Consider the following 14,841-nt stretch of genomic DNA (forward strand, 5'->3'; position numbering starts at 1 on the left):
CCGGTCATTCCGCCGGTCGTCTCGGCGCCTCCGCCGCCGCCGCCTCCGCCGCCACCGCACAAGACGGTCTCGGCGCAGAGCGCCAGGGGTGATTTGCGGACCTTGTTCAGCGCTGACGACTATCCCGCTTCCGCCGCCGCGGCGGGTGCGGAAGGCACGGCCCAGGCGTCGCTGACGATCGGCGCGGACGGCCGCGTCCAGTCCTGCAACCTGGTCCGCTCGACCGGCAACAGCGCGCTGGATTCCGCGACGTGCAACATCCTTCGCCGCCGCGCGAAGTTCACGCCGGCGCGCGACAGTAACGGCAATGCGACCAGTGACACGATTACGACCCCGCCGATCCGGTGGCAGCTCGAAGGCTAATCACCCGACAGGTTTTCAAGACAGGTTTTCAAAAGGAAGCACGATTTATGCAAGCAGAACAGGCAGCAGCCCAATACGGCATTGGTCCCGCGCTCGAGCAGGGCGGCATCATTGCATGGTCCGTGTTCATCATCCTCGTGGGGATGTCGATCTTCTCCTTCTACATCCTGTTCACCAAGTTGATGCAGCAGCAGAAGATTATCAGCCAGGGGCGGAAGGTGCGCGCGAGCTTCTGGAACTCGCCCAGCCTTCGTGAAGCAGCCACCAAGCTCGATACGAAGAGCGCCTATCGCTCGATCGTCGACGATGCGCTGCTTGCGCAGGAGCAGCACAGCAAGCTGACCGACCCGATCGACCAGCACGACTGGATGTCCAACAGCCTGGCGCGCAGCCAGGGCGCGATCGGCGCGCGTCTCGGCGAAGGCCTTGCCTTCCTCGCGACCGTCGGCTCGACTGCGCCGTTCATCGGCCTGTTCGGCACCGTCGTCGGCATCTACCGCGCACTGATCAAGATCGGCTCCTCGGGCGACGCGTCGATCAACACGGTCGCCGGCCCGGTCGGTGAAGCGTTGATCATGACCGCGCTCGGCCTCGTCGTCGCGGTCCCGGCGGTGCTCGCCTACAACTGGCTCATCCGCCGCAACAAGTCGATCATGGAGGATCTGGCGGCGTTCACGAACGACCTTCACGGCTATCTGATGTCGGCGGGCATGGTTAAGCCGCGGCTCGGTGGAACGACTGGGCCGGCAGTGAAGGGCAGCGCCCAAACGAAGTCCAGCGGCGCTCCGACGCAGCCCGGCAGCGAGCCGCTGCGCACGGGCCGGACGGCGACCGGCGCCGAGGCGACGCCGACGAACGCGAAGTAATCCGGGGCGGGGCCCGGCCGTTGTGCCGGGCTTCCGCATTCCGATTAAGCCAGGAAAGAACCCAGCCGCATGGCAGGACAAGTACTAGAAGACGACGACACCGCGATATCGGATATCAACGTGGTCCCGCTGACCGACGTGATGCTGGTGCTCCTGATCGTCTTCCTGATCACCATTCCCGTTGTGGTCCAGCGCATTCCGGTGACCTTGCCGAAAGTGTCGTACGAACCGACGGTCACCAAGCCCGACAACGTCTCGCTCAGCGTCCGCGGCGGTCCGAACGGTACGTGCGAAGTTTATTGGCTGATGAAGAAGGTTGATCAGAAGGAGCTGCTGGACCTCGCCGTCAAGAAGCTCGAGGACCAGATCAAGAAGGTCGGCGGTGTCCAGAACATCACCGAAGAGAATATGCCCGAGGCGCATATCCGCGGCGATGTGAACACGCCGTACAAGTGCATCGGCGCGACCATCATCACCATGCAGCAGGCGGGATTCCAGCGGGTCGGGTTCATTTCCCAGCCGCCGCCGAACGAAGCGGTCGCCCCGCGGTAATGCAAGCCCAGGAGTAATCGCCATGTCGATGCAAACCACCACCGACAATGATTCGGGCGAACCGATGCTCGATATCAACACGACGCCGCTGATCGACGTGATGCTGGTCCTTCTCATCATGCTCATCATCACCATCCCGCCTCAGACCCATGCGGTGAAGCTGGACCTGCCGGTCAATACGAATGCACCGCCGCCGCCGATCGAGCCTCTGAAGAACACGGTCGGCCTCACCGCACAGGGCCAGATCACGTGGAACGGCAACCCGATCTCGAAGGAACAGCTGCGGTCGTACCTTGAGGTGACTCAGCAGATGAACCCGGTTCCCGAGCTGCACCTGCAGCCCGACGCCACCGCGCGCTATGAACTGGTCGACGAAGTGCTGGCGATCACCAAGAAGGCCCACGTCCAGAAGATGGGCTTCGTCGGGAACGAATATTACGCGAGCGGCATTTTTTAGACGCGCGCGGAGCTTAGGCTTTGGGGCGGCTTCCGGGTTCGGGAGCCGCCCTTTTCATGTGGATAGGATACTGGCGCTCGTCAGGGCACCATGCCATTGCTCGCCGCCATGAGCGACCAGCGCCGCTTCGCCGTCGTCATCCTGGCTGCCGGGCAGGGGACGCGCATGCGTTCGGACACCCACAAGGTGCTCCACCCGATCGCGAGTCGTCCGCTGCTGCTCCACCTCCTCGACCGCGTCGATGCGCTCGGCGCCGACAAGCGCGTGGTCGTCGTCGGCAAGGGCCGGGAGCAGGTCGAGGCAGCGATCGCCGGGCGTGACGTCGCCGTGGCGTTCCAGGCGGAGCAGAAAGGCACCGGCCATGCCGTGCAGCAAGCGGCCGAGGCGCTTGCCGGCTACGATGGGCCTGTCCTCATCCTCTACGGCGACACGCCGTTCGTGGAGGCGGAGACGCTGCGGCGCATGCTCGACCGGCTCGACGGCGACGGTGGGCCCGGCGTGGTCGTGCTCGCATCGTGCCCGCCCGATCCGCTCAAGTACGGGCGCATCATCCTTGGCCAGGGTGACCGCATCGCCCAGATGGTCGAGTACAAGGATGCGACCGAAGAAGAGCGAGCCGTCCGCCTGTGCAATTCCGGCATGATGGCGGTGCGCGGGCGCGACCTGTTCCGCTGGCTCGCCAAGGTCGGCAACGACAACGCCGCGGGCGAATATTATCTGCCCGACGTGGTCAACATCGCCGCCGCGGAAGGGCGCGAGGCGGTGGTCATCGAAGGCGATCCTTACGAGACCGCGGGCGTCAACAGCCGCGCCGAGCTCGCCCACCTCGAGCTCGAATGGCAGCGGCGCCGGCGCGAGCAGGTTCTCCAGGAAGGCGCGACCCTGATCGATCCCGAAAGCGTGTGGTTCGCCTACGATACGAAGCTCGGGCGCGACGTCACGGTCGAGCCGCACGTCGTCTTCGGCCCCGGGGTGGAGGTCGCGGACGGAGCCACGATCCAAGCGTTCAGCCATATCCAAGGCGCGATCGTCGGCGCCAAGGCCAGCATCGGCCCGTTCGCGCGGATCCGGCCTGGAACCCGCCTCGCCGAACGCAGCAAGGTCGGCAATTTCGTCGAGCTCAAGAAGGCGGATGTCGGCGAAGGCGCGAAGGTCAACCACTTGTCCTACATCGGCGACGCGTCGGTCGGGGCGCGCGCCAACATCGGCGCGGGGACGATCACCTGCAATTACGACGGGTTCGGCAAGTACCGCACGGAGATTGGAGCGGGCGCGTTCATCGGCTCCAACACGGCATTGGTCGCTCCGGTCAGCATCGGCGACGGCGCGATCGTCGGCGCCGGGTCGGTGATCACGAGCGACGTGGAGGCGGACAGCCTCGCCGTCGAGCGCAGCGAGCAAAAGGGGATCGCCGGCTGGGCCAAGCGCTTCCGCCAGCGGATGAGGCGGAAAGCGGCCGAAGAACCGCGGCCTATCTGAACTTCCGAAGGAACGCCGTCAGCTTCGCGAAGTAGGTCGCCTGGTCGTCGTACATGGCCATGTGTCCGCCGTTCGTGGCGGCGAGTTCACCGCGCGGCAGCTGCCTGGCCATCGCCGCCATGTAGCGCGGGTCCATCGTGTCGTATTTCCCTGAGATGACCAGCGTAGGGACGGTGATGCGCTTGAGGTCCGCGAACCGGTCCCATTTTTCGAGACGGCCGCTCGCGCCCATTTCACTCGGGCCCTGCATCAGCACGTACAGGTGACGATTGATGTGGCCGAACCCGCGGTTCACCGGGTCCGGCCACTGATCGACAGGTCTACGCAGGATGTGCTGCTGATACCAGTTGGGGATGAGCAGCCCCATGTAGGCCGGGTCCTCGGTCTTGCCGGACGTCTCCATCGCCTTGATCCGCTTGAGAGCGGCCTGATCCATCTGCGGTTCGAGGACATTCTTCGCATAGACGTTGTAGGCTGGGATCGACGCCATCATGTTCGAAATGACCAGACATTTGACCTGGTCCTGATGCGCGAGCGCATATTCGATTGCCAGGATGCCGCCCCAGCTGTGCCCCAACAGGCAGAAATTGTCCTTGTTGCCGCCGATCGCCTGCCGGACCTGGTCCACCTCGGAAACGAAGCGCGGGATCGTCCAGAGATCGTCGCCCTTCGGTTGATCGCTGAAGCCCGAGCCGAGCTGGTCGTAATAATAGTATTCGACGCCCTCCTTCGGCAGGAAGCTGTCGAATGCCTCGAAATATTCGTGGGTCGCGCCCGGCCCGCCGTGGAGCAGGAGGAGCTTCAGGCGCGGATTGTTGCCGGAGCGCTTGATCCACACGTGGAACTTGCCCTTCGGGGTCGAGATTGGGATGAGGCGAGCGCCCCCGCTCCAGGCGTCGGGATGGCCGCTGTTGTCATAATAGGATGCTGCTGCGGCCTGCTGCGCCGGAGCTTGCTTCGATGACTGATTGCATGCTGCTGCCAGGAACGAGGCCGCGCTTGCGGCCAACACCAATGTGCGCGACATGCCGGCCCCCAAAGCTTGCTATGCCAAGCATAGCGTGGCGCCGAGGCGCTTCAAAGGAGTGATGCTGGCCTAATGTGCGGGATCGTCGGGATTGTCGGGAAGGGCGACGTCGCCCAGCGGCTGTTCGACGGGCTCAAGCGGCTCGAATATCGCGGCTATGACTCGGCCGGGATTTGCACGATCAGCGATGGGGAGCTCGACCGCCGCCGCGCCGAGGGCAAGCTCGACAATCTGGCGCGCGAGCTGGGCGCCCATCCGCTCCGCGGCACCACCGGCATCGCGCACACGCGCTGGGCTACGCATGGCGCGCCGACGGTCGGGAACGCGCACCCGCACATCGTCGGTCCGGTGGCGCTGGTCCACAACGGGATCATCGAGAATTTCAAGCCGCTCCGCGACGAGCTGATTGCCGAGGGGCGCACGTTCGAGAGCGAGACCGACACCGAAGTCGTCGGCCATCTCGTCGCGTGTGCGGTGGAGCGCGGCGCATCGCCGCAGGACGCGGTCGCGACCGTGCTGCCGCGACTGACCGGCGCTTTCGCGATCGCCTTCCTGTTCCGCGACCATCCCGAGCTGATCATCGGCGCGCGGCGTGGGGCGCCGCTGACGGTCGGCTACGGAGACGGCGAGAATTACCTCGGCTCGGACGCGCTGGCGGTGGCTCCGTGGACGCAACGGATCGCCTATCTCGATGAAGGCGACTGGGCGGTGGTGCGTCGGGATGCCATCGAGATTTTCGACAGCGACAATCAGCCGGCCACGCGCGAGATCGTCGAATCCGGCGCTTCGTCCGCCCCGGTCGAGAAAGGCAATTACCGCCACTACATGCAGAAGGAGATCTTCGAGCAGCCGATCGTGGTTGCCCAGACTCTGCAGAGCTACGTGCGGCCGTTCGAGGGAGAGGTGGTGCTTCCGACCGGCGACCTCGACCTCGCGAGTGTGAACCGCGTCACCATCGTCGCCTGCGGGACGAGCTATTACGCTGGGCTGGTCGCCAAATACTGGATCGAGCAGTTCGCGCGGGTCCCGGTCGACATCGATGTGGCGAGCGAGTTCCGTTACCGGCAGCCGGTGCTTGAGCCCGGCGGGCTGGCGCTGTTCATCAGCCAGTCGGGCGAGACCGCGGACACGCTCGCGGCGCTGCGCCACGCACGCGCCGAGCAGCAGCGCATCGCTGTTGTGGTCAACGTGCCGACCAGCTCGATGGCGCGCGAGGCGGACCTGCTGCTGCCGACCCATGCCGGCCCCGAGATCGGAGTCGCCTCGACCAAGGCCTTCACCTGCCAGCTCGCCGTACTCGCGGCGCTCGCGGCGAATCTCGCGATCGCCAAGGGCCGGCTTAGCCGCGCGGAAGAAAAGGACATCGTCGCCCACCTTCAGGAAGCGCCGGCCGCGCTCAACGCCGCGCTCAACCACGATGACGAGATTGCCGCGATGGCGCACCTTGTCGCCCCTGCGCGCGACGTGCTCTATCTCGGTCGGGGTCCGGATTATCCGATGGCGCTCGAAGGCGCGCTGAAGCTCAAGGAAATCAGCTACATCCACGCCGAGGGCTATGCGGCGGGCGAGATGAAGCACGGCCCGATCGCGCTGATCGACGACAATGTGCCGGTAATCGTTCTCGCGCCATCGGGGCCGCTGTTCGAGAAGACGGTCAGCAACATGCAGGAAGTCCGCGCTCGGGGCGGACGGATCATCCTCATCAGCGACGCGCGCGGCATCGCCGAAGCTGGCGAGGGGTGCATCGCAACGATCGAAATGCCCGAGGTGCATCCGCTGATCGCACCGCTCGTCTATGCGGTGCCGGTGCAGCTGCTCGCTTATCATGTGGCGGTGCTGAAAGGCACCGACGTCGACCAGCCGCGCAACCTCGCGAAGAGCGTCACGGTCGAATAATTACCGCCAGTGCGCGGAAAATTAATGGAAAAGTCAAAGAGTTGCTGTATTCTCCAGCTCGGGGTGGGAGAACGATCATGGCTTCGCAGCCGCTGCGAAGGGATGAGCCGAACGGCATACATGCCGACCTCGCGCATTACTGGCGCGAGGGATATGCGATAGTCCGGGGCTTCTTCGACCGCGTCGAGCTGCAAGGAATCAGCACCGCGCTCGACCAGCTCTACGGCGAGGGCGCGGCGCACGGGCGGTGCTTCCGGCACGGTAACCTCTTCTACAATGTCGCCCGGGCGAGCGAGGGCAGCGAACCGCTGGTGCGGATGGTGCAGTGGCCGTCCTATCATCAGCCGGTGCTCAATGCGGTGCGGCTGGACACGCGCTTCGCGGAGCTGCTCGAGCCGCTAATCGGTGGCGACCTCAAGCAGATCATCAACCAGGTCCACTGGAAGGCGCCGGGCTCGCTCGGCGATTTCGCGTGGCACCAGGACAGCCGCTTCAGGACCCCGCAATCGGCCTATCGCAACCTTGGCACCGCTTACGTTCAGACCGGTCTCGCGATCGACCCGCACACGCCGGAGTCCGGCTGCATGCGGATCATTCCGGGCAGCCACGTGCGCGGCGACCTCGACATGGACCGCTCGAAGAAGACGCTGGGGACCGCCATGAGTAACGACGCGCTCGAAGCCGTCGGCCATTCCGAGAATGATGCGATCGACCTGCTCCTCGAGCCCGGCGACCTGGCGTTGTGGAGCCCCTATCTGGTCCACGGGTCAGGCAAGAATTCGTCCGACCACAAGCGGCGGCTCTATATCAACGGCTACGTGCGCGCGGGCGACTGCGACCGCGGCGAGTGGGCGTTCCGGGACGGCCAGCCAGTGCGGCTTGGGCCGCGGCAGGCGCTGGTACATTTCGAACACCTCTACGAACGGCCGGGGCCGCACTGTACCGACTGATCGACCGTGCCCCGAACATGCAGATGGCACGCTTGGGCGCAGCGGCGGTTCTCAGCTGCCCGATTGCAAACCGCGCCGCCGGCCGGATTCGCAGGAGGCGATCCGCACGGCCGATCTGGTCGATGGCTTTTGGCACGTGCCAATTCCAGACCTAGTTTGAAACGAGGTCCGTGCACCGATACGGAAGCGACTCCTCGCTGCAAAAGTCGGGCATCAGCCGGCTCTCGCGCCAGATCGCGGCCACGCCCCGACTCTTCATCAGCGCCGGGAAGCGCGGGTCGCGGCGAAATCGCGCCATGTAATTGCGGAACCAGACATCGGCGAAGACTCCGGACAGCGGCGGTAACTTTAACGCCAGGGCATATGCCTCGTCCGTCCGTCCGAGCATCGCCAGGTGCTGGATGAGGTCGATCGTCTCGCCAGGGTCCGCGTCCCGAGCAAGCTGAACCAGGCGGCGAGAAGCTCGGGCTCGATCTCCCGAGGTTCGCGCTGCAATCAGCGCGAGCCATGCCGAGCGCTGACGGGCGGAATAGCGCGACAGGCTGCTCTGGCCCTTCAGCATGGCGGCTGCCGCGGCGGGGTTGCCGAAACGTGCCTCGATCTCGAATCTAGGCTCGCCGGTGAACGCGTCGTCAGGCCAGCGACGATAGGCTCCGGCGAGAACCTTTCGCGCCGCCTCCAGTCGGCCCGAATAGGCATAGGCCTCGGCGAGGTTGCTGTAGGCAGCAGGGACCATCGGCTCCGCTCGGGCGACGTGTTCCGCGAGCGGCAGCAAGTCCGCCACTCGACCGATACTCGCCAATTGCCCGGCCTGCGCAGTAAGCACGCCCAGATCGTCCGGGTCCGCTCTTGCCGCCTCCTCGAGAAGCCGGTGACGGCCGACCCAGTCCGACGGCGGAAGGGTGTTCAGCAAGGCGAGATAGGGTCCGGCCTGGTTCGGATCGAGCGCGAGCGCGCGCCGCGCCGCGCTCTCGATTTGCCTGGGCGTCGCGGTCCCACCACCCAGGGAGCTGCGCCGTGCCAGGGCCAGGGCATATTCCGACCACGCCGCCGCGAAAGTCGGATTCCGCTCCGTCAGGTCTCCGAAGAGGTCCGTGGCCTCAGCCTGCTGCACGTCGATGTGCTTTACTTCGCATGCCTTGAGAAAAGTCCTCACGGTATCGAGCTCGAGCTGGTTGCGGCGGACCTCGGTCGGTTTGAGACCGCAGGACAACACGTCGGCCAGTCGGATGGCGAGTTCCTCGCGCAACGAGTCAATTTCACTCGTCCGACGGACAAAGTTGTCGGACCATAGGATCGCGCCGGTCTTTACATCGATCAGGCGGACTGCGGCGTGCACGTCCGCCCCGATGGTTTCCGCGTTTCCGGCCACGGAAAAGACCGCGTGCGCCTTGGCTGGATCGACGATGGCCAGATGCCGGGCGTTGCCGGCGACGATTTGGGAAACGTCCGCCGACAAAGCGAGGCTCAGCGTCTGTGCTGCGCCGTCGTTCGTGGGCGTGTTCAAGGGATCGATCGCGATCGTCGCGGGTGGCGCCGCCTCCGGCGTGCGCTGGCGTGCGACAAGGGTGAGGGTCCCGGCAACGGCAATGATTGCCGCGAGCGACAGCGCGATCAGCAGAGGTCGGTGCGCCGGCCGGCTGCCATCATCGATGGCTTCGCGTTCGGAACCCGGGGATTGCCGATCCGCTGTCGCCAGCCGGTATCCGACGCGCGGAATGGTCTTGATGGTGAAGCCGGCATCGGTTTGCAGCGCGATCTGGCGCAAGCGCGAAAGGACTCGGTGAACCGCATTGTCTCCGACGACCACGCCGTCCCAGCAGCTTTCGACCAACTCCTCGCGGGTTACCACGGCGCCATTCGCGCGGGCGAGCGCCACAAGCACCTGCATGACGCGCGGTTCCAGCGTCTCGCTCCGGCCGTCGGCTTCCACCTGCCGCGTCGACGGATGGACCCTGAGGGCTCCGAGTGTAAACGCCAGTTCACGCGCCAGAACGACGCGGCCGGGTATGGCTAGACCGTCGTGCTTCGCCTCCCCCATGGCGATGGTGTAATCCTGTTCGTGTTGGAGGAAAAGCGTGGCGATTCAGGTGACTGGCGGCTGCCATTGCGGAGCGGTCCGGTTCGAGGCGGAGGTACCCGAGCCGCCGGTGCCGGCGCTCGACTGCAATTGCTCGGTGTGCCGGATGACGGGCTACGTCCACATCAACGTGTCGCACGAGGATTTTGAACTCGTAACCGGCCGCGACGCGCTGACGGAGTACCGCTTCGGCACGGGGGCGGCGAAGCACCTCTTCTGCCGCTATTGTGGGGTGAAGAGCTTCTATCAGCCGCGTTCGCACCCCGACTGCTGGAGCGTAAACGCCAATTGCCTCGATGAGCCCGTCGAGCTCGCGATCGAACGGTTCGATGGGCGGAACTGGGAAGCGGCCAAAGCGAGCCTCGACGCGCAGGACTAGCGGAGTTAGGGCGCCCCCATGGACCGCCCGCTGCGCCTGACAATCGACCGCACGGCGATCCAGGAAAACTGGCGCTGGCTTCAGGATCGTGCCGGCGTGCCCGCCGGTGCAGCGGTGAAGGCCGACGGCTATGGTCTCGGCGCGCGCGAGGCCGCGCATGCGCTCTACGAAGCCGGGTGCCGCGACTTTTTCGTCTCGAGCTGGGCCGAGGCCGAAGCGCTCGGGCCGATGCCGCTGGGGACCAGCGTTGTCGTTCTTCACGGCGCCGGGCCCAAGGATGCGGAGGCGGCCCTCTCACTCCTCGCGCGGCCGTGCCTCAATACCCCCGGCCAAGTTGCGCGCTGGAAAGAGGTCGCGCCCGAACGACCGTGCGACGTAATGGTCGACACGGGGATGAACCGGCTGGGGCTGAGGCCCACCGAGATCGGGCTGCTCGACGGGCTTGCGATCGAAACGTTGCACAGCCATCTCGCGCGCGCCGACGAGGACAGTGCAATGAACGGCATGCAGCTGGAGCGGTTTCGGACCGTCGCCTCGGCAGTTCCGGCGAAGCGCTATGCGTTCGCGAACAGCGCCGGGATTTGTCTCGGCCGCGAGTACAGCTTCGACCTCGTCCGTCCCGGGCTCTCGGTTTACGGCGGCGTTCCGCGCGTCGAGGCGGAAGGGAACATCCGCGACGTGTTCCGCGTCGATGCCGAGATCGTCCAGCGGCGCCTGATCCCTGCGGGGGAAAGCTGCGGCTACGGTGCGACGTTCATCGCCGACGAGGATACCGAGGCCGCGATCCTCAACATCGGCTATGCCGACGGTTATCTGCGCGGCTTTTCGTCGCGCGGCTCGGCGTTCGCCGGCGAGTTCGCGCTGCCGGTGCTCGGCCGGGTGTCGATGGATCTGATCGCCGTCGGCTGCGGAGCCGCACCCGGTCTCAAGGAAGGCGATTGGGTCGAGATCGATTACGATTTGCCGTCCGCTTCAAAGCAGTCCGGCCTTTCGCAATACGAGCTTTTGACGACCCTCGGCTCGCGCTTCGAGCGGCGGTGGGTTTGACCCGCTCCTCCGGAGGCGGGGTCTTCGGCTTGTAGCGGCACAGGTCGACCACGGGGCAGCGCCAGCATTCGGGCAGCCGCGCCCTGCAGGTATAACGGCCGTGCAGGATCAGCCAGTGGTGCGCGTCGCGCCGGAACGGCTGGGGCACGATCTTCTCGAGCTTCGTTTCGACCTCGTCGACGGTCTTGCCGGGCGCAAGCCCGGTCCGGTTGCAGACGCGGAAGACGTGCGTGTCGACGGCAAAGGTTTCTTCGCCAAAAGCGGTGTTGAGGACAACATTTGCGGTCTTGCGGCCGACGCCGGGCAGCGCCTTCAGCTCTTCGCGGGTGCGTGGGACTGCCCCGCCATGACGCTCGATCAGCGCCTGGCTGAGCGCGATGACGTTCTTGGCCTTGGTGTTGAACAGGCCGATGGTCTTGATCGCGTCGCGCAGAGCGTTTTCGCCGAAGTCGACCATTTGCTGCGGCTTGGTGATGCGCTCGAACAGCGGACGGCAGGCGATGTTAACGCTGGCATCGGTGGCTTGGGCCGAAAGCACGACCGCCACAAGTAGCTGGTAGGGATTTCCGGATTCCAGCTCGGTCGTCGGCGACGGATTTTCTTCGGCGAGCCGACGGAAGAATTCGAAAACCTCGTCCCGCTTCACGTGAGGTCGTCCAGCGCAGCGCCGAGGCGCCCCAGCGCTTCTTCAAAGTCGTCGAGCGGCACGCCGAAGCCGACGCGGAAATGGTCTGGCATTTCGAACCAGCGACCGGGCACCACCGACGTGTCGTAGCGCTCGCGCAGCAAGGCATCGAGTCGGTGGGTGTCGCCGCCCCTCCACCGCGGGAATGCCGTGATGCCATGGTTGGCGGGAATGCAGTCGAGATCGTCGCGCGACTCGGCGAATGCATTCCAGCGGTGGCGGTTGCGCGCCAGCAGGTCGGGATTGCCGCCGATCACTTCATCGATGCGCTCGAACGCAATGCAGGCGAGGCGCTCCGCCGGGTGCGCCTGGTTGACTCCGAACAAGTCGTTGAGCCGCCACATGCGCTCGGTAAGCTCCGGCTCAGCGACGATCCAGCCGCAGCGCAGGCCGCTGAGGCCGTACACCTTGGTGAGGCTGTTGGTGCAGACGAACTCGGGGCCGAGATGCACGGCGCTGCTCGGCGCCGGCACGGCCGAGTCGAGATAGACTTCATCGACCAATATGCGGGCTCCGAGCTGACCGATGCTGCGGAGTTCGTCCTCGCTTGCCAGCGCGCCGCTCGGATTGTGCAGGTTGGTGATGACGATCAGGCGCGTGCGGTCCGACATGGCTTCTTCGACCGTCGCAGGATCGAGGCGGAACGCATCCTCCGGCTTGCGCTCGAACCGCTTGATCTCGGCCCCGAGGAAGCTCGCCGCGCCGAGCAGCAGCTCGTAGGTCGGGAGCTCGATCAGCACTTCGTCACCCGGTGATATGAGCGCTGCCATGGCGAGGAAGTTCGCCATCGACGTGCCGTCGGCGGCGACGACCTGGTCGACCGGGACGCCATAACGGCCGGCGATCGCCTCCCGCAGCGGCGGGTAGCGCGGGTGGCTGGCGCCATCGAGATCGAGGTCGGCGATCGTCACCGGCAGCGAGTCCATGCGGAAGTGCGGGACCTCGCTTCCGGTCAGCGGATAGCGGACGGGCGGCTTGAACTTCGCCCAATGCATGTAATCCGACCGCATCGTCCTCATGCGGCCGCTCGGCGCTTCTTGCGCTGCCAGTAGAGGCAGGCGGGGATGCCGGCGGCGAGGATGGCATAGCCGATCAGGCTGTTGAGCGGATTGTTGGTCACGGTCGCCACGACGACGATCCAGCAGGCGAGGATGTAGAAGCCGGTGGTGAACGGATGGCCCGGGACCTTGAAACTGGCGCGCTCATCCGCGTCGCGGCGGCGAAAGACGAAAAGAGCCATTCCTGTCAGTCCGAAGAAGAGGAAATCGACCGACACGACGTAGCTCAGGATCTGCCCGAAGGTGCCGGAAACAGCGATGATCGCGGCGGCGACGCCCTGGAGGGCGATCGCGACCATCGGCACGCGAGTGGTCGCGTTCACCCGCGCGACGCTCCGGAAGAACAGCCCGTCTTCGGCCATTGCGAAATAGACGCGGGGCGCCGTCAGCATCCCCTGACTGAGGAAGCCGAGCGTGGAGATCGTCACGCCCAGCGCGATGAAGGTCGCGCCGCGCTCGCCGACGGCAAGCCGCATCACGTCCGTCGCAGGAGTCTTCGAGGCGGCGAGACCCGCTGGCCCAAGCGCGAGGACGCATACGAAGGCGACCGCGGTGTAAAGCACCACGACGCCCGCAACCCCCAGCAGCAGCCCGCGCGCAAGATCGCGCCGCGGATCGCGCATCTCGCCGGCGACGAAGCTCGCCGTCTGCCATCCGCCGTAGGAGAACATGACCGGCGTCATCGCCGCACCGATCGCCGCGAGCGTCGAAAGCGAGCCGGACGAGGTGGGCTGCATCTCTGCCGGTGCCGCCGGGGCAAGCAACAAGCCGACAACCACCAGCGCTGTAATGGCGAGGATCTTGAGTACCATCAGGGCGCTCTGGACGTTGCTGCCCGAGCGCACGCCGATGCAGTTGATGAGGGTCAGGAGCGCGAGCACCGCGACTGCAACGGCGCTGTCTGGAAGCGCAATCTGGACGAGGTCGGCAAAATAGCGGGCGAAGGTGATCGCAACCGCGGCCATCCCTCCCGACTCGATGACGAGCAGCAGGGCCCAGCCGTAGAGGAACGCCGGCATCGGGCCGTATGCGTCGCGCAGATAGGCATATTGCCCGCCGACTTCCGGCCGGCGGGCGGCAAGCTCGGCGTAAACGAATGAGGCCGCGAGGGCGACGAGACCGCCGAGGATCCAGACGCCGACGACCAGCAGCGGCGTGCCGACGTGCCGCGCAACTTCCGCCGGAGTGACGAAGATGCCCGAGCCGATGATCCCGCCCATGACCAGCATGGTGGCGTCGAACAGGGTCAGACGGCGGGCGAGGCCATGGGAGCTGGTGTCGGGCGCGCTCACAACGCGCCGGTGACGTCACGCATCGAGTAGAGACCGACGGGACGGCCGACGAGGAAACGCGCTCCCGCGAGTGCCCCGCGCGCGAAAATGAGGCGGTTCTCGGCGCGATGCGACAGGACGATTCGTTCCTTCTCGCCGAGGAACATCACGTCGTGCTCGCCCGCAACGGTGCCGCCGCGAAGGGAGGCGAAGCCGATCGCGCCCGGTTTGCGCTTCAGGCCCGTTCCCGCGCGGCCCGCCTCGGCATCGATGTCGGTGCCGCGCCCGCAAGCTGCAGCCTGGGCGAGGAGCCAGGCCGTTCCCGACGGCGCGTCGGCTTTCATCCGGTGATGGGTCTCGGCGATTTCGATGTCCCACTCGGGCCCGAGCAATTGTGCGGCCGTCTCGACGAGCTGGGCCAGCACCGCGATCCCGAGCGACGTGTTGGGTGCACGCAGCACCGCGACCTGCTTCGCGGCTTCGGCAATTCGTTCGTCGGCGTTCTCGTCGAGGCCGGTGGTCCCGACGAGGATCGGGATTCCAGCAGAGATCGCCCGATCCAGGCTGTCCTGCAGCGCGTCCGGAGCGGAAAAATCGACGAGCACGTCGCCATGGTTCTGGTCGATCTCAAAGCCGGGATCGTCGGCAACGGCCATTGCGATAGCCTTGCCCATGCGGCCGTTCGGAGCGAACAGGCTGATGCGGATCGGCTGGTCGGCGGTGCGCATTGC

General features: G+C 65.8%; 14 protein-coding genes and 1 pseudogene. 9 read left to right on the forward strand and 6 right to left on the reverse strand.

Going from position 1 to position 14,841, the window contains the following annotated elements; genetic code table 11:
- From GH737_RS01535 to glmU, 5 genes are all read left to right on the forward strand, one after another.
- Positions 1–363 (forward strand): energy transducer TonB (locus GH737_RS01535; RefSeq protein ID WP_155263102.1); only part of this gene is annotated, 363 nt, incomplete at its 5' end.
- 47 nt (positions 364–410) lie between these two features.
- On the forward strand, positions 411–1,229 hold the full coding sequence (locus GH737_RS01540; protein ID WP_155263103.1) for a MotA/TolQ/ExbB proton channel family protein: 819 nt from the start codon (positions 411–413) through the stop codon (positions 1,227–1,229).
- Between the two features lie 69 nt (positions 1,230–1,298).
- Positions 1,299–1,781, forward strand: a complete 483-nt coding sequence (locus GH737_RS01545) for an ExbD/TolR family protein (RefSeq protein ID WP_155263104.1) — start codon at positions 1,299–1,301, stop codon at positions 1,779–1,781.
- Positions 1,782–1,809: 28 nt separating this feature from the next.
- On the forward strand, positions 1,810–2,238 hold the full coding sequence (locus GH737_RS01550) for an ExbD/TolR family protein (RefSeq protein ID WP_155263130.1): 429 nt from the start codon (positions 1,810–1,812) through the stop codon (positions 2,236–2,238).
- A 108-nt stretch (positions 2,239–2,346) separates the two neighbouring features.
- Positions 2,347–3,717, forward strand: coding sequence for a bifunctional UDP-N-acetylglucosamine diphosphorylase/glucosamine-1-phosphate N-acetyltransferase GlmU (gene glmU / locus GH737_RS01555; RefSeq protein WP_155263105.1), 1,371 nt, complete (start codon positions 2,347–2,349; stop codon positions 3,715–3,717).
- On the opposite strand, the gene GH737_RS01560 is transcribed toward glmU, so the two are convergent.
- Positions 3,710–4,744, reverse strand: a complete 1,035-nt coding sequence (locus GH737_RS01560; RefSeq protein WP_155263106.1) for a proline iminopeptidase-family hydrolase — start codon at positions 4,742–4,744, stop codon at positions 3,710–3,712. The two genes, glmU and GH737_RS01560, sit on opposite strands and share 8 nt — an antisense overlap.
- A gap of 72 nt (positions 4,745–4,816) precedes the next feature.
- Between GH737_RS01560 and glmS the strand changes: the two genes are divergently transcribed.
- Positions 4,817–6,640 (forward strand): glutamine--fructose-6-phosphate transaminase (isomerizing), encoded by a 1,824-nt coding sequence (glmS, locus tag GH737_RS01565; protein WP_155263107.1) that lies wholly within the window; start codon positions 4,817–4,819, stop codon positions 6,638–6,640.
- 77 nt (positions 6,641–6,717) lie between these two features.
- Positions 6,718–7,590, forward strand: a complete 873-nt coding sequence (locus tag GH737_RS01570) for a phytanoyl-CoA dioxygenase family protein (RefSeq protein ID WP_155263108.1) — start codon at positions 6,718–6,720, stop codon at positions 7,588–7,590.
- Positions 7,591–7,741: 151 nt separating this feature from the next.
- Here GH737_RS01570 and GH737_RS01575 read toward each other — a convergent pair whose 3' ends face one another.
- Positions 7,742–9,631: a winged helix-turn-helix domain-containing protein gene (locus GH737_RS01575; protein WP_155263109.1), complete on the reverse strand. Its 1,890-nt coding sequence runs from the start codon at positions 9,629–9,631 to the stop codon at positions 7,742–7,744.
- A 37-nt stretch (positions 9,632–9,668) separates the two neighbouring features.
- Between GH737_RS01575 and GH737_RS01580 the strand changes: the two genes are divergently transcribed.
- On the forward strand, positions 9,669–10,049 hold the full coding sequence (locus GH737_RS01580; RefSeq protein WP_230558565.1) for a GFA family protein: 381 nt from the start codon (positions 9,669–9,671) through the stop codon (positions 10,047–10,049).
- Between the two features lie 18 nt (positions 10,050–10,067).
- A pseudogene (gene alr / locus GH737_RS01585) lies at positions 10,068–11,090 on the forward strand (alanine racemase); the annotation flags it as partial.
- On the opposite strand, the gene nth reads toward alr, so the two are convergent.
- The 4 genes from nth to dapB are packed head-to-tail and all read right to left on the reverse strand — an operon-like array spanning position 10,975 to position 14,838.
- Entirely contained in the window at positions 10,975–11,742 is a 768-nt protein-coding gene (gene nth, locus GH737_RS01590; protein WP_155263110.1) for an endonuclease III, read from the reverse strand. The pseudogene alr and the gene nth sit on opposite strands and share 116 nt — an antisense overlap.
- The gene (locus GH737_RS01595; RefSeq protein ID WP_155263111.1) at positions 11,739–12,800 is read right to left on the reverse strand and encodes a pyridoxal phosphate-dependent aminotransferase; all 1,062 of its coding nucleotides are present in this window, start codon (positions 12,798–12,800) and stop codon (positions 11,739–11,741) included. Before GH737_RS01595 ends, nth begins: the two co-directional genes overlap by 4 nt.
- Positions 12,797–14,131 (reverse strand): APC family permease, encoded by a 1,335-nt coding sequence (locus tag GH737_RS01600; protein WP_230558566.1) that lies wholly within the window; start codon positions 14,129–14,131, stop codon positions 12,797–12,799. Before GH737_RS01600 ends, GH737_RS01595 begins: the two co-directional genes overlap by 4 nt.
- Positions 14,128–14,838, reverse strand: coding sequence for a 4-hydroxy-tetrahydrodipicolinate reductase (gene dapB / locus GH737_RS01605; protein WP_155263112.1), 711 nt, complete (start codon positions 14,836–14,838; stop codon positions 14,128–14,130). The genes GH737_RS01600 and dapB overlap by 4 nt, the downstream gene beginning before the upstream one ends.
- Positions 14,839–14,841 lie beyond the last annotated feature (3 nt).

The sequence above is a fragment of the Sphingomonas segetis genome (assembly GCF_009720245.1).
Classification (GTDB): Bacteria; Pseudomonadota; Alphaproteobacteria; order Sphingomonadales; family Sphingomonadaceae; genus Sphingomicrobium; species Sphingomicrobium segetis.

What these genes read in the sequence shown, in the direction of transcription:
- GH737_RS01540 (WP_155263103.1), top strand. Translation starts at nt 411, where the DNA reads ATGCAAGCAGAACAGGCAGCAGCCCAATACGGCATTGGTCCCGCGCTC.
- GH737_RS01545 (WP_155263104.1), top strand. Translation starts at nt 1,299, where the DNA reads ATGGCAGGACAAGTACTAGAAGACGACGACACCGCGATATCGGATATC.
- GH737_RS01550 (WP_155263130.1), top strand. Translation starts at nt 1,810, where the DNA reads ATGCAAACCACCACCGACAATGATTCGGGCGAACCGATGCTCGATATC.
- glmU (WP_155263105.1), top strand. Translation starts at nt 2,347, where the DNA reads ATGAGCGACCAGCGCCGCTTCGCCGTCGTCATCCTGGCTGCCGGGCAG.
- GH737_RS01560 (WP_155263106.1), bottom strand. Translation starts at nt 4,744, where the DNA reads ATGTCGCGCACATTGGTGTTGGCCGCAAGCGCGGCCTCGTTCCTGGCA.
- glmS (WP_155263107.1), top strand. Translation starts at nt 4,817, where the DNA reads ATGTGCGGGATCGTCGGGATTGTCGGGAAGGGCGACGTCGCCCAGCGG.
- GH737_RS01570 (WP_155263108.1), top strand. Translation starts at nt 6,718, where the DNA reads ATGGCTTCGCAGCCGCTGCGAAGGGATGAGCCGAACGGCATACATGCC.
- GH737_RS01575 (WP_155263109.1), bottom strand. Translation starts at nt 9,631, where the DNA reads ATGGGGGAGGCGAAGCACGACGGTCTAGCCATACCCGGCCGCGTCGTT.
- GH737_RS01595 (WP_155263111.1), bottom strand. Translation starts at nt 12,800, where the DNA reads ATGAGGACGATGCGGTCGGATTACATGCATTGGGCGAAGTTCAAGCCG.
- dapB (WP_155263112.1), bottom strand. Translation starts at nt 14,838, where the DNA reads ATGCGCACCGCCGACCAGCCGATCCGCATCAGCCTGTTCGCTCCGAAC.